At 69.4% G+C, this 13097-nt stretch carries 14 protein-coding genes; 2 read left to right on the plus strand and 12 right to left on the minus strand.

Annotated elements, in window-relative coordinates; all coding sequences use genetic code 11:
* Positions 1 to 2: 2 nt before the first annotated feature.
* Genes IXW21_RS14145 through IXW21_RS14175 form a run of 7 tightly spaced genes read right to left on the minus strand, consistent with a single transcriptional unit; the run spans position 3 to position 6289 of the window.
* A complete protein-coding gene (locus IXW21_RS14145) occupies positions 3 to 1052 on the minus strand; it encodes a D-2-hydroxyacid dehydrogenase (RefSeq protein ID WP_323742263.1) in 1050 nt (349 codons plus the stop codon).
* Positions 1049 to 2284 carry an aspartate transaminase gene (locus tag IXW21_RS14150; RefSeq protein WP_194764901.1) on the minus strand — a complete coding sequence of 412 codons (1236 nt, stop codon included), beginning with the start codon at positions 2282 to 2284 and terminating at the stop codon, positions 1049 to 1051. The genes IXW21_RS14145 and IXW21_RS14150 overlap by 4 nt, the downstream gene beginning before the upstream one ends.
* Positions 2281 to 2967 carry a 4-carboxy-4-hydroxy-2-oxoadipate aldolase/oxaloacetate decarboxylase gene (locus IXW21_RS14155; RefSeq protein ID WP_194764902.1) on the minus strand — a complete coding sequence of 229 codons (687 nt, stop codon included), beginning with the start codon at positions 2965 to 2967 and terminating at the stop codon, positions 2281 to 2283. The genes IXW21_RS14150 and IXW21_RS14155 overlap by 4 nt, the downstream gene beginning before the upstream one ends.
* A gap of 9 nt (positions 2968 to 2976) precedes the next feature.
* Complete coding sequence (locus tag IXW21_RS14160) at positions 2977 to 3777, minus strand: SDR family oxidoreductase (RefSeq protein WP_194764903.1); 801 nt, start codon at positions 3775 to 3777, stop codon at positions 2977 to 2979.
* Entirely contained in the window at positions 3774 to 4802 is a 1029-nt protein-coding gene (locus IXW21_RS14165) for a biotin-dependent carboxyltransferase family protein (protein ID WP_194764904.1), read from the minus strand. The genes IXW21_RS14160 and IXW21_RS14165 overlap by 4 nt, the downstream gene beginning before the upstream one ends.
* A complete protein-coding gene (locus IXW21_RS14170) occupies positions 4799 to 5509 on the minus strand; it encodes a 5-oxoprolinase subunit B family protein (RefSeq protein ID WP_194764905.1) in 711 nt (236 codons plus the stop codon). The genes IXW21_RS14165 and IXW21_RS14170 overlap by 4 nt, the downstream gene beginning before the upstream one ends.
* Before the next feature lie 9 nt (positions 5510 to 5518).
* Complete coding sequence (locus IXW21_RS14175; RefSeq protein ID WP_194764906.1) at positions 5519 to 6289, minus strand: LamB/YcsF family protein; 771 nt, start codon at positions 6287 to 6289, stop codon at positions 5519 to 5521.
* 227 nt (positions 6290 to 6516) lie between these two features.
* Here IXW21_RS14175 and IXW21_RS14180 point away from each other — a divergent pair, with 227 nt between their 5' ends.
* Positions 6517 to 7527 carry a LacI family DNA-binding transcriptional regulator gene (locus IXW21_RS14180; protein ID WP_194764907.1) on the plus strand — a complete coding sequence of 337 codons (1011 nt, stop codon included), beginning with the start codon at positions 6517 to 6519 and terminating at the stop codon, positions 7525 to 7527.
* Between the two features lie 216 nt (positions 7528 to 7743).
* On the opposite strand, the gene IXW21_RS14185 is transcribed toward IXW21_RS14180, so the two are convergent.
* The 4 genes from IXW21_RS14185 to IXW21_RS14200 form a co-directional block, all read right to left on the minus strand.
* Positions 7744 to 9096, minus strand: a complete 1353-nt coding sequence (locus IXW21_RS14185; RefSeq protein ID WP_194764908.1) for an MFS transporter — start codon at positions 9094 to 9096, stop codon at positions 7744 to 7746.
* 293 nt (positions 9097 to 9389) lie between these two features.
* A complete protein-coding gene (locus tag IXW21_RS14190) occupies positions 9390 to 10205 on the minus strand; it encodes a DUF1206 domain-containing protein (RefSeq protein ID WP_228528573.1) in 816 nt (271 codons plus the stop codon).
* Complete coding sequence (locus IXW21_RS14195; RefSeq protein ID WP_194764909.1) at positions 10202 to 10924, minus strand: phosphatase PAP2 family protein; 723 nt, start codon at positions 10922 to 10924, stop codon at positions 10202 to 10204. Before IXW21_RS14195 ends, IXW21_RS14190 begins: the two co-directional genes overlap by 4 nt.
* A 6-nt stretch (positions 10925 to 10930) precedes the next feature.
* Positions 10931 to 11191, minus strand: coding sequence for a DUF6458 family protein (locus tag IXW21_RS14200; protein WP_194764910.1), 261 nt, complete (start codon positions 11189 to 11191; stop codon positions 10931 to 10933).
* Between the two features lie 117 nt (positions 11192 to 11308).
* Between IXW21_RS14200 and IXW21_RS14205 the strand changes: the two genes are divergently transcribed.
* A complete protein-coding gene (locus tag IXW21_RS14205) occupies positions 11309 to 11971 on the plus strand; it encodes an ArsR family transcriptional regulator (protein WP_228528574.1) in 663 nt (220 codons plus the stop codon).
* A gap of 66 nt (positions 11972 to 12037) precedes the next feature.
* Here IXW21_RS14205 and IXW21_RS14210 read toward each other — a convergent pair whose 3' ends face one another.
* Positions 12038 to 13081 (minus strand): methionine synthase, encoded by a 1044-nt coding sequence (locus IXW21_RS14210; protein ID WP_194764912.1) that lies wholly within the window; start codon positions 13079 to 13081, stop codon positions 12038 to 12040.
* Between the last annotated feature and the right edge of the window lie 16 nt (positions 13082 to 13097).

The raw sequence follows: 13097 nt of genomic DNA on the forward strand, positions 1-13097 counted from the left end.
GGTCAGTAGAACTCGACGGTGTCGACGACGTTGCGCAGCGGCACCCCGTCGAGCAGCCGGGTGGCGTTGTCGGCGAACAGCTCGGCGATGCGGCGATCCTCACGGGCGTCGAGGGCCGCGGTGTGCGGGCTCACCAGCACACGGGGATGCGCCCACAGCGGACTCTCCGCGGGGAGCGGCTCGACCTCGAACACGTCCAGCGCCGCGAAGCCGACGGTGCCGTCGTCGAGCGCCTCGAGCAGCGCAGACTCGTCGACGACCGTGCCGCGCCCGACATTCACCAGCGTGGCCCCGGGCCGGAGCACGGCGAAGACCTCACTGCCGACGAGGTGATGCGTGGCATCCGTCCCCGGCAGCGTCGTGACGACGGCCGAGACCTCGGGCAGCACCGACGCGATGTCGTCGGGGTGCACGGTTCGACTGACGCCGGGAACGGATGCTCCGCTCCGCGATGTGCCGATCACGGTCGCACCGAGCGCCGACAGCTTCTGAGCGACGGAGGTCCCGATCCCGCCGAGCCCGAGCACCAGCACCGTCAGGTCCGACACCTGCGACATCAGCCAGCGGCCGCTCCACTCGCGATCCCGCTGCTGCTGCTCGAGGCGCGGCAGGTGCTTCGCGCCCGCGAAGACGCCGAACACCGCGAACTCGGCGAGCGCGTCGCCGTGCACGCCGGCGGAGGTCGAGAACACGACACGCTCGAGCTCGGCCTCGGTGAGCCGGGCCGCGCGCACCTGACCGCCACCGCCGGCCGCCATCGTGTGCACCCAGCGCAGCGACGGGTTCGCCCGGAGCGTGCGCGCGAGGGCTGCCGGGTCGACATCGGGGATGCCGTACAGCGCATCGGCGGAATCGAGCATCCGCTCATAGGCCTCCTGCTGCGCAGCGGACCGGCGGAACGAGGGCTCGCCCGAGAAGTCCGCAGGATGCCGCATCGGCGGCAGCAGCGACTGATCGACGACGAGGTCGATGCGCGGTTCCCGGCTCGTGATCAGCTCGCAGAGCTCCGGCGCGAGCGGCGCGGCCACGGCCACGCGCAGGCGGGCGCTCACTGCAGCGCCTCGACGGCAGCCGCCACCTCGGCGACCGCGGCGGTGATGGTGTCGATGTCGGTCGCGAAGGAGATGCGGAAGAACGGCGAGCGTCCGTACGCGGATCCCTGGATGACGGCGACTCCCGCGTGATCGAGCAGGTACAGCGTCACGTCCTGGTCGTTCTCGAGCACCCGTCCGTCAGTCGTGTGCCTGCCGATGAGCCCTGCGCAGTCGACGTAGAGATAGAACGCGCCGTCGGGCACGAGCGGCGTCAGTCCGTCGATCGCCTGCAGCCCCGTCACCGCGGCGTCGCGACGCGCGCGATACATCGGCACCGACTCGGCGATGAAGTCCTGCGGCCCCTCGAGCGCCGCGGCCGCGGCGGCCTGGCTGATCGACGAGGGGCACGACGAGGTCTGCGACTGCAGCGTGTTGATCGCCCGGATCAGGTCGGGGCTGCCTGCCGCGTAGCCCAGCCGCCAGCCGGTCATCGCGTATGACTTCGAGACCCCCGAGACGACGAGCACTCGGTGCCGCAGGTCGGGCGCGACGGCTGCGAGGCTCGGCGCCGGCGCACCGGTGAAGGAGATCTCGCTGTAGATCTCGTCGGACAGCACCGAGACGCCCGGATGCCGGCGCAGCACCTCGGCGAGCGCCTCGAGCTCCTGCTCCGTGTGGATCGCGCCGCTCGGGTTGCCGGGGCTGTTCAGGATCAGCCACGTCGTGCGATCGGTGATCGCGGCCTCCAGTTCCTGGGCTGTGAGCTTGTACCCGGCCTCGACCGACGTCTCGACGATCACCGGGGTGCCTTCGTTCGCCCGCACCATGTCGGGGTACGAGACCCAGTACGGCGCGGGGATGAGCACCTCATCGCCGGCATCCAGAGTCGCCATGAGAGCGAGGAAGATGACCTGCTTGCCGCCCCCGCCGACCGTGAGCTCGGCGTCGGAGTACTCGATGCCGTGAGTGCGCAGCAGCGCACCGCGAACGGCCTGCCGCAGTCGCGGGGTGCCGTTCACCGGCGTGTACTTCGTCTCGCCCGCCTCGATCGCGGCGATCGCGGCCCGCTTGATGTGCTCGGGGGTGTCGAAGTCGGGCTCGCCGACCGTGAGATCGAGGATGCGGCGGCCGTGATCCTTCAACTCCCGCACGCGGGCCGCCGCCGCGGTGCTCGGAGACGGCGCGATGCGCCGCAACCGTTCCGCCGCACGGAACGACGAGACGAGCCCGTCGGTCGCCGTGATGCTCATGACGCGTCCTCGATGTCGGAGGTCAGGCCCTTCGCCTTCAGCACCTCGGTGAGGTTGCACAGCTCGATGGTGGTGCCCCCGGCCCAGTACTGGGTGATGAGCTGAGCCTCGTGCGCGTCGCGCGCCGCCGACAACTCCGCGGCCTCGGCGACCTCTTCGCGGCGCACCACGACCACGCCGTCGGCGTCGCCCTTGATGACGTCGCCGGGGCGGATCACCTCTCCCGCGAACACGACCTGCTGGTTGAGCGCCCCGAGGGTCTCCTTGACCGTGCCCTTGATCGACACGCTGCCCGAGAACACCGGGAGTCCGAGCTCGCGGAGCTCCTGAGTGTCGCGCACACCGGCGTCGGTCACGAGCGCGGCGATCCCCTTGGCCTTGCAGGCGTTGCCGAGCACGTCGCCGAACATGCCGGCCTCGGCGAACGCGCCGGCCGAGACGATCAGCACGTCGCCGGGCTGCGCATAGTGGATCGCGACCTGCAGCATGAGGTTGTCGCGGGGCGCGCAGACGACCGTGAACGCCGACCCCACGAACGACATGTCACGGTCGATGGGCTTGATGTTCGAGTCCAGTGCTCCGCGCCGGCCCTGGGCCTCGTGGATCGTCGCGGCGGTGAACTCGCCCAGGCGTGCGATGTCGGCGGCGGCGGCACGCTCGATCTTGGTGGTGACGTGAACCATGATGTGTCCTTACTCTGCTGTCGAGGAGCCGACTGTCGAGGCGGCGGTCGTCTCGAGGGCGGCGTCACGGCGATCGAAGGTGAGTCCTCCGGGCACCTGGAAGGTGGGCATGAGCTCGATGAGCCCGATGTTGACGTGAGCGGGCGCGTCCACCGCGAACTCGATCGCCGACACGACGTCGTCGACCGTGAGCGATTCGAAGCCCTCGTAGTACGTCGCCCAGGCCTCGGCATCCGTCTCGGGCGTGCCGCCGAGGTTTCGCGAGAAGATCTCGGTCTCGATGCGCCCGGGGCTGAGCTCGGTCACCCGCACCCGCTTGCCGAGCGCGTCGTTGCGCAGCTGCCGCGACAGCTGATGCACCGCCGCCTTCGTGGCGTGGTAGGCGGTGTGACCGAAGAAGTTGTAGTGCCCCGCGATCGACGAGATGTTGAGCACGTGGCCCCGGTCGCGCTCGACCATTCCGGGGTAGAGGAGTCGCAGGATCTGCATGACCGCGGTGAGGTTCACCTCGACGAGGTCGTCGAGATCCTCGGCGGAGGCATCGAGGATGTTCCCGGCGCGGCTGACTCCGGCGCTGTTCAGCACGATGTCGGCCTCGATGCCCCTGAGCTCGCGGGTCAGAGCATCCGTGTCGCGCACGTCCAGCGCATGCGGGATCGCGCCCTTCGCGGCCAGCTCCGCGAGACGCGACTCGTCTCGGGCGACCGCGTGCACCGCGAGCCCCTTCGAGAGGAAGAGGTCGATCGCGCCGCGGCCGACGCCGCTGGTCGCGCCGGTGACGACGGCGACTCGGTAGTCGGAGAATGTCATGGCAGGGTCCTTCCGGTGGGTGGGGTGGAGAGCGCGTCGAGGGCCGCGAAGACCGATCGCACGCGATGACGCAGGGTGTCGAGTTCGACGAGCTCTGCCCGGGCACGTGCTGCGGCCTCGACTGCGGACACGGGGCGGAAGCGCAGTCGTTGCCCCGGGCGCACCTGAGCGAGCACGTCGAGCGAGCCCGAGGTCACGACCGCGAGCACCGGATAGCCGGCGGTCACTCCGCGGCCCCGGTGCAGCACCAGCAGCTCATCGCCGGGCGGGACCTCGACGGCTCCCACCGGCACACCGCGCGAGAGCACCTCGCCCGTCGTACGCCGTTCGGGCAGCGGACCCGTCATACGGAGTCCGATGTGGTTGCTGGTGGGCGTGACGAGGTAGGGCTGCTCGAAGAGGCGCGCGGCCGTGTCGGCGAAGTCCTCGATGTCGGGCCCGTCGGTGACGTCGACGATGAACCCGTGTGCGACACGGGGCACATCGAGGCTGTAGAGCTCGGCCGCGAAGTGGTCGTTGAAGATGGGCGCGGTGGCGCTGCGCAGGGCGATCTCGGATCCCGCGACGAGTCGCCCTCCGAAGCCGAGCACCGAGTCCGGCGCACAACTGCCGAGCAGCAGCGGCACCTCGAATGAGCCGCGCACCGCGAGGTAGGCCCTGAGTCCCCCCTGCAGCTGCCGCAGCGCGACGGTCTCTCCTGCACGCACCGAGACCGGCTCGTTCGACGGCCTGCCCACCCCATCTACCGTGAGATGCCCGTCGGCCCCCGCCACCGCGATGAGAGTGTCGACGTCGGCCACGAACTCCAGGTCGAGTGCCGTGAGTTCGAGCAGCGGCGCACCGTCGGGATTACCGACCAGGATGTTGGCGACACGCGCCGACCGCTGGTCCAGCGCACCGTTCACCGGAACGCCGTAGCGCGGGCCGCGTGTGCGGCCGAGGTCCGTGATCTGCGTCGACCCGGCCTCGACGACCGTCAGCACACCGGCGGCCGATGCTCCGGTGGGCGCCGCTCCGGCGGTCATCGCGCGACCATCCTCGTGCTGAGGAGCGACTCGTACTCGTCGCGATCGATCGATCGGAAGCGCACCAGGTCGCCCGGCTCGTACGGCACGAACGGCTCAGCCGCGAGGTCCAGCACCACGAGGGGCGTGCGGCCGATCAGCGGCCACCCGCCGGGCGCCGCGGCGGGTGTGATGGTCGCCTGACGTCCGGCGACCGACACGACCCCCTGAGGCACGTGCGCGCGGGGACTCGCCAGTCGCGGCACGGGATGCGGAAAGGGCGGCCCGTCGAGCATCGGAGACCCTCCCGGAGCACCCAGGCATCGCACGACGTAGGTCGGCTCGCTGTGCAGACGCACGATCTCCTGCACGCTCAGACCCTGCGCCTCCGCGACGGTCGGCAGGTCGAGTTCGCCGTCGACGTCGTACAGCACCGGCACGTCGAAGGTGCGAGGCGTCGCGGTGAGCGGTCGGTCGTGGTCGAGCCCTTCGACCACCTGCGCGAGGTAGTCGCCGAGTCGCGCGAGCGACACCTCGGCGGGATCCACCTCGATCAGCACGGCGTCGTAGGTGGGGATCGCACACACCACACCGGGCACGCGGGCCTCGTCGACGAAGCGCGCAAGGTGATGCACGAGCCGCCACCCGGCCTCGCGGTCGGACAGGGCACTCGCGACGCGTACTGCGGCGGTGCCGCTGGGCGAGATGACGACGGATGCCGGTGCCATGACGGTCGCCTACTCCAGCCAGTCCGCGAGCGGGGCGATCTCGACGTCGGCCTCCTCGAGGCCGGCACGGATCTCTGCGGCCAGAGCGACCGCGCCGTCGGTGTCGCCGTGCACCAGCACGGTGTCGCAGGCGACCGGGATGAGCACGCCGTTGCGGCTCTCGATCACGCCGTCGACGACCATCCGCACGGTGCGGCGGCGGATCTCGTCGCCGTCGTGGATCACGGCTCCGGGCTCGGTGCGGCGCACCAGTGTGCCGTCGTCTTCGTACGCCCGGTCGGCGATGCCGACGATGCCGACGCGGAGTCCGGCGGCGCGGGCGGCATCCGCCAGCATCCCGTCCTGTGCCAGGACGATGAGGTCGGGGTCGATGCGGCGGGCGGCGGTGGCGACGGCATCCGCGTAGTCCTCGCGGACCGCGACCAGATTGCCGAGTCTGCCGTGCGGAGCGACGTGCGAGACCTTCGTGTTGTGGAACGCGGCGATCGCCTGCAGCGCGCCGAACTGGTAGAGCACGTCGGTGCGCACCTCGTCGGCCGTCAGCCCCATGTCGCGGCGTCCGAAGCCCTGCAGGTCGGGGAAGGACGGGTGGGCGCCGATGCCCACGCCTCGCTGCACGCATGCGCGCACCGTCTCGTCCATGATCTGCGGGTCACCGGCGTGGAAGCCGCAGGCGATGTTCGCCGAGGTGAGCACGTCGAGCAACGCGGCGTCATCGCCCATGCGCCACGGTCCGAACCCCTCACCGAGGTCCGCGACCAGGTCGATCCTCCGGGCCATCGCCAGCTCCTCTCGTCGTCGATTCCGCTGTGGGATCAGGCTAGGACGAATGGCATCGAGGGATGCGGGTTAATGCCGCTTCTGTGCCACATGGCGCTCAGAATTCCCAGAAGTACGTGGACTTGCTCGCCGACATGTGGCAAATTTCGTGCCATATCGATCGTTCACTTCGCACGCTCTCGGGTACCATCGAAGACGCACCGATCGCCGCACCGAGGAGATGTCCCATGGTCGTACCAGCCCGCCGGGTGCAGCGACGCGTCACCCTCACCGAGATCGCCGAGGCCTGCGGCGTCGCACCGTCGACGGTGTCGCGCGCCCTCTCGAACCCGAACAGGGTCAGTGCCGAGATGTATGAGCGCATCACCAGCAAGGCCCAGGAGATGGGATACAGCTCGGCACTCCTTCCCGCGACGGAGAGCAGGATCGCACGCGGGACCATCGCTCTGGTGCTGCCGAACCTCACCAACCCGTTCAACCTCGACGTCACGCGCGGCGCGCAGGCGCAGATCCGCGCCGCGAGCTACCTGCACCTGCTGGTCAGCACCGAGGAGTCGCTGCCCATGGAGGAGCAGTGGCTGCGCGAGATGGCGCGCACGGTCGACGGCATCGTCGTGTCGTCGCCCCGCATCGACGATGACGCGCTGCGCGCCGTCGCCCAGATCGCACCGACCGTGATGATCAACCGTGAGGCGCCCGGCCTCTCGGGAGTGGTGATCGACACCCCGGCAGGTCTCGGTCAGGCGGTGCATTACCTGAACTCGCTCGGGCACACGCGCATCGCCTACGTGCGCGGGCCGCACGGATCGTGGACCGACCGCACGCGGTTCGATGCGATCACGACGGCGGCGAGCGAACGCGACGTCGATCTCGTCACCGTCGGCCGCTATCAGCCGACGCTCGCGAACGGAGCGGCCGCCGCCGACGCGGTCGCCCTCACCCGCGCCACGGCCTGCATCTTCTTCAACGATGTCCTGGCCATCGGCGCACTCGACCGCTTCCGCCAACTGGGCGTCTCGGTGCCCGACGATCTCAGCGTCGTGGGCTGCGACGACATCTTCGGCTCGTCGTTCTCGCACCCGCCACTGACCACGGTCACCTCTCCCGGCGAGAGCGCGGGCCGTGCCGCCGTCGACATGCTCATCGGCCGGTTCTCGACGCGGGACCGCTCCGACCGCATCGACCACATCTCGGCGCATCTCACAGTTCGCTCCTCGACGGGGCCACTGCCCAGCTGAGGGAAGACCCCGGCTCGACCCCGGCCCGGCACCGGGCTCGACCCCGACCCGGCCCCGGCCTGGCACCCGGTCGGGCGGAGTTCGCGGTCTCGGGCGGACGCAGCCGCTGCATCTCTCCGCCCCACGGCGAGTTCTCCGCCCCACGTGCGGACACACACGAGGAGGGCTCAGGATGCCGTCGGCATCCTGAGCCCTCCTGCCTGCTGCACCCCGTGATCAGGGGATCAGGATGGACGCCGTCACGGCATCCTTCTCCTTCTGGGTCTGCTGCACGTCGTCGACCTCGTCGAGCGAATAACGACGCGTCTCCTTGGCGGTGAGCGCCGAGATCACCGCGATCAGCATGAGGCCGATTCCGAGCAGAGCCGGACCGCCCCAGCTCTTCAGGTCGTCGCCGGCCAGGGCGGTGGATGCCACGGGACCGATGGCGCCCGCGATCGCGAAGCCGATCTGGGTGCCGACGGCGAGGCCCGAGACGCGCACGCGGTTCGGGAACATCTCGGCGAAGAACGCCGGCCATGCCGCGTTCGCCGTCGAGTAGAAGAGTCCGTTGCACAGGATGCCGAGCACGAAGATCAGCGGCCAGTCGCCCTGCGTGATCGCCCACAGGTAGGGGACGGTCGTGACACCCGCGCCGACCGCTCCGATGATGAAGACCGTCTTGCGTCCGATGAGGTCGGAGATGTAGCCGGCGACCGGGGTGTAGAGCAGCGCGAGCAGGCTCGCGAGCACAGGAACCCACAGCATGGTGGGCTTGTCGAGCCCGTACCCGGTGGTGGCGAAGGCGACCGAGAACGTCGCGAAGAGGTAGCTCACGCCGGCGATCATGGCGCAGGCGGCGACGCGGATGATCGACACCCAGTGGAAGCGCGTGACCTGCTTGATCGGCGCGAGCTGCACCTTGATCGCCTGCGTCTCGACGAACGAGGGCGGCTCCTCGAGGTTGCGGCGGATCAGGTAGGCCACCACGACCACGACGGCCGAGAGCCAGAACGGGATGCGCCAGCCCCAGCTCAGCAGGTCCTCCTGCGGGAGTGCCGCGAACGGGATGAACACGGCCGTGGCGAGGAGTCCGCCTGAGGCCGAACCGCTCGTCACGAAGCTCGTGGTGAACCCGCGACGATTGTCAGGAGCATGCTCGAGGCTCATCGAGATCGCGCTCGCCTGCTCACCCGAGACCGAGAGCCCCTGGAGGATGCGGATGACCACCAGCAGTATCGGTGCGAGCACTCCGATCTGCTCGAACGTCGGCAGGCAGCCGATGATGAAGGTGCAGACGCCGATGCCGAACAGCGTCAGCATCATCACGAACTTGCGGCCGAAGCGATCGCCGAGCGGTCCGAGGATGAAGGCGCCGAGCGGGCGGACCACATATCCCACCGCGAGCGTCGCCATGCTCAAGAGCACGCGGATGCCCTCCGGCAGTTCGGGCGGGAAGAACAGCTGATTCAGGACGAGCGCCGCCGCCGTGCCATAGACCGCGAAGTCGTAGTACTCGAGTGTCGTGCCGACCCAGGAGGCGATCGCCGCCTTGGCCGGCGTCTTCCTGGGTGCAGAGATGGTCGTCATGTCGCCTCCATTGGCGGTTCCGCAGCGGGGTCGGCGATCGGGTCGGGTGCCGATGCCCCGCTGTGCGGGTACCGCTGGTCGGGTTCTCGTGGGCGGCGGGGGGTCGCTCGCTTGAGGGAACTGTATGGATCTGCAACAGGGCGAAACAAGCAATGTGCCACGGAAGTGCCAGATTATCAGCGGGATTCCGTGACTTTCCGGGATGATTCGATAGTGCGGGCGCCCGTTTGTGCCATCGGCTTTGCCACGAAGCGAGCGCTACGGATGCCCACCCGCCGTCTCGTCCACGGACGTCACATGCGCGCGTAGCGGGCGCGGGCGATGCAGAACAGGCCGTACAGAACGAGGCCGGCGCCGACGATCCAGAGGATCACGACGCCGAACGGGAGTCCGGCGAGGGCGCGCAGCGCCGAGTCGAGTCCGCCCGCGGTCTCGGGGTCGTGCGCGAGCGCGGCGATCACGAAGAGCACGCCGGCCACGCCGACGGCGATCCCCTTCGCGATGTACCCGGCGACGCCGAAGGCGACGATGCCACGTCGCGCCGTTCCGTTCGGCGGTGTGAGGTTCTTCATGAACGCCTGAGTGATGCCGCGCACGATGAACGCGATGCCGATCGCGGCGACGACGAGCCCCACCAGCACGAGCAGCACGACACCGGCGGGCACCGCCAGCAGCTGGGCGCTGAACGACTGCGACGACTCGGACGACTGCGACTGGCCGCCCATCGCGTAGACGAGGGCCGTGCCGCCGATCGCCAGGTACGCGGCGGCGGTGCCGAGGAACTTCACCCGGTGCGCCCACTTCTTCTTCGTGTCGGGGTCGCGCTCGACGACGGCCTCGGCGATCTGCCAGATCGCGAGGGCGAGCAGCCCGAGCACGATCAGCCACAGCAGGAAGACGCCGGCGGGCGTCTGCTGGATCTGCTGCAGAGCTCCGCCCTGGTCGGCGTTCTCGCCGCCGCCTCCGGTCGCGATCGAGATCGCGATGCCTCCGATCAGGATGTGCAGGATGCCGAGCACGACGTAGCCGACTCGGGCGAGGACACGGAATGCCGTGGAGTCCTGGGCCGCGCGGGCCGTCGACGATGCCGACGCACTGGTGTTCATCATGGCGCACTTCTTTCGATCGGAGATTCGCGGGACGGTTCTGCCCGCAGGGGGTCTTCTCGCAGAGCGTCGTCGTGAGGGTGTCGTGACTGCTCCGCCTTCGCGCGCGCGGCGCGGCGGGAACGCCAAAGCGAGACGCACGCCCAGACGACCGTGGCGACGGCGACACCCTCGAGCATCCCGGCGACCACGTCGCTGAGCCAGTGGGCGTGCAGGTAGGTGCGGCTCCACATCATCGTGAGCACCCAGATCGCGCCGAGCATCCACACGTACCAGCGCCGGAAGATCAGGCCGAGGATCACCACGACGGTCGTCGCGACGGCCGTATGGCCGGACGGGAACGAGGTCGCCACGCTCTCGGCGAGCGAGTCCTCGGGCCGCGTGCGGCCGATGACGGCGGCCATCGTGGCACCGATCGCGACGACGGCGACCATCGCGATCGCGAGCGTCGCGGCATCCCATCGTCGTCTCCGCCAGAGCAGCCAGACGATCAGCAGGGCCCCGATCACGATCATGCCGACGGTGCCGCCGACGATGGCGGGCACCCAGGCCACGACGATCCAGACGTCGCTCGTGAGTGCGCCCATGAGCTCGTTCCACCAGTGATCGATCGGCAGCGGCTCATGCCCGCCGATCGCCACGACGGCGCGGAGCGCGGCGAAGGCGAGGGTCGCCGCGACACCCCAGACCAGGGCCGTGGTGCCGCGGGCGACGTCTGCCACGACGGATCAGGCGATGGGGTCGTTGTTGCGCATGCTGCGGCGCGTGACCCGCTCGCCGGTGGCCGGGTCGACGGCGGTGCGGTCCACCGTCTCCACGCGACGGCTGCGCATCACGAGCACGAGGCTGATCAGGAACACGATGGCTCCCGCGATCATGAGGATATAGCCGATCAGATCGAGGTCGACGTAGCCGCCGGTGTCGATGTTGAGCGCGAAGACGAGGATCGCTCCGATGACGACGAGCGCGATTCCGGTTCCGATTCCCATGGTGTCCATTCCTCCCCGAGGCCGCCCCTGCGACCTCGCGACGACAACAATATGGTCAATGAGCACTGAGTCAATAGTCATGGACACGACCCCTCCCACGTGGTATGGATGGGAACGATGACTGAGCTCGAACGCCGCGCGGCGATCTTCGCCGCCCTCGCCGATCAGACGCGCCTGCGCATCGTCGATCTGCTCACGCTCGGCGATCTGTCGTCGTCCGAGATCGGATCAGCCCTCGATCTGCGCTCGAACCTCATCGCACATCACCTCGGCGTGCTGGAGTCCGCACAGATCATCAGCCGCACCCGCTCGGAGTTCGACCGGCGACGCAGCTACATCGGACTCCGTCCCGAGATCTTCGACACGCTCGCGCCGCCCAGCGTCGATCCCCCGCGGCGGGTGCTGTTCGTGTGCACCGCGAATTCCGCGCGATCGCAGCTGGCCGAGACGATCTGGCGCGACGTCAGCGCGATCGAGGTCGCCTCCGCCGGCACCCGGCCCGCCGCAGGCGTGAACCCGCAGGCGACAGCAGCCGCCGCCCGCCACGGGCTCGCGATCGATCAGAGCCGTCCGCCCCGTCACGTCGACGAGGTCCGCACCGACGGCGACCTCGTGATCACGGTCTGCGACGACGCCCACGAGAGCCTGCTGAACCGCGACGACCTGCACTGGTCGGTGCGCGACCCGGCCCGCATCGGCACCCCCGCCGCGTTCGACGAGGCATTCGACGCACTCAGCCTGCGGATCCGCGCGCTGTCGTCCCGACTCATCGCGGCCTGAGGGTCGACGGCGAACCCGAGATCCTCCCTCTCGCGACCCCGACGCCCGGGATGCCTGAGCCCGCTCTCACGCGGTCGCAGCGGCCCCCGCCAGCTCCTCACGAAGGAGAGCGGCGCCCGCGCTGAGCGCCTGGAGCTTGCCGCGCGCGACGTCGCGGGGCAGTGGTGCCAGACCGCAGTTCGTGCTCGGGACGAGCTTGTCCGCGTCGACGAAGCGCAGCGCGTCGCGGAGCGTCTCGGCGACCTCTTCCGGCGTCTCGATCGCGTGATCCGCGACATCGACGGCACCGAGCATGACCTTCTTGCCCCGGATGAGCTCGATGAGCTCCACCGGCACGTGCGAGTGGTGGCTCTCGAGCGAGACGGTGTCGATGCTCGAGGCCTGCAGCAGAGGGAACGATGTCTCGTACTGCCGCCATTCCGCGCCGAGCGTGGCCTTCCAATCGGTGTTCGCCTTGATCCCGTAGCCGTAGCAGATGTGCACCACGGTCTCGGCGCGCAGCCCCTCGGCCGCCATCTCGAGCACCTCCACGCCCCAGTCCCTCACGTCGTCGAAGAAGACGTTGAAGGCCGGCTCGTCGAACTGGATGATGTCGACGCCCGCCGCCTCGAGTTCCCTCGCCTCCTGATTGAGGATCGTCGCGAACTCCCGGGCAAGCTTCTCACGGCTCCCGTAGTGGCGATCGTAGAGCGTGTCGATCATCGTCATCGGGCCGGGCAGCGCCCACTTGATCGGCTGATCGGTCTGCGCGCGCAGGAACCTCGCGTCGTCGACGAAGACCGGTTCCTCGCGGCTCACGGCGCCGACGATCGTCGGCACGCTCGCGTCATACCGGTCGCGGATGCGGACGGTCTCCCGCTGGTCGAAGTCGACGCCCGAGAGGTGCTCGATGAACGTGGTGACGAAGTGCTGGCGCGTCTGCTCTCCGTCGCTGATGATGTCGAGCCCGGCAGTGCGCTGCTCCTGCACGGCGATGCGCAGAGCATCCTTCCGCCCCTCGGCCAGAGCCTCACCCTCGAGCTTCCACGGCGACCACAGCGTCTCCGGCTGGGCCAGCCACGACGGCTTCGGGAGGCTGCCGACGATCGAGGTGGGCAGGAGCGTGTTCATGGCGTGGAGTTCTCCG

The organism is Microbacterium sp. UFMG61 (genome assembly GCF_015354505.1).
Lineage (GTDB): Bacteria > Actinomycetota > Actinomycetes > Actinomycetales > Microbacteriaceae > Microbacterium.

Coding starts and splice junctions, on each gene's coding strand:
- IXW21_RS14150 (WP_194764901.1), bottom strand. CDS start 2,284: ATGAGCATCACGGCGACCGACGGGCTCGTCTCGTCGTTCCGTGCGGCG.
- IXW21_RS14155 (WP_194764902.1), bottom strand. CDS start 2,967: ATGGTTCACGTCACCACCAAGATCGAGCGTGCCGCCGCCGCCGACATC.
- IXW21_RS14160 (WP_194764903.1), bottom strand. CDS start 3,777: ATGACATTCTCCGACTACCGAGTCGCCGTCGTCACCGGCGCGACCAGC.
- IXW21_RS14165 (WP_194764904.1), bottom strand. CDS start 4,802: ATGACCGCCGGAGCGGCGCCCACCGGAGCATCGGCCGCCGGTGTGCTG.
- IXW21_RS14170 (WP_194764905.1), bottom strand. CDS start 5,509: ATGGCACCGGCATCCGTCGTCATCTCGCCCAGCGGCACCGCCGCAGTA.
- IXW21_RS14175 (WP_194764906.1), bottom strand. CDS start 6,289: ATGGCCCGGAGGATCGACCTGGTCGCGGACCTCGGTGAGGGGTTCGGA.
- IXW21_RS14180 (WP_194764907.1), top strand. CDS start 6,517: ATGGTCGTACCAGCCCGCCGGGTGCAGCGACGCGTCACCCTCACCGAG.
- IXW21_RS14185 (WP_194764908.1), bottom strand. CDS start 9,096: ATGACGACCATCTCTGCACCCAGGAAGACGCCGGCCAAGGCGGCGATC.
- IXW21_RS14190 (WP_228528573.1), bottom strand. CDS start 10,205: ATGATGAACACCAGTGCGTCGGCATCGTCGACGGCCCGCGCGGCCCAG.
- IXW21_RS14200 (WP_194764910.1), bottom strand. CDS start 11,191: ATGGGAATCGGAACCGGAATCGCGCTCGTCGTCATCGGAGCGATCCTC.
- IXW21_RS14205 (WP_228528574.1), top strand. CDS start 11,309: ATGACTGAGCTCGAACGCCGCGCGGCGATCTTCGCCGCCCTCGCCGAT.
- IXW21_RS14210 (WP_194764912.1), bottom strand. CDS start 13,081: ATGAACACGCTCCTGCCCACCTCGATCGTCGGCAGCCTCCCGAAGCCG.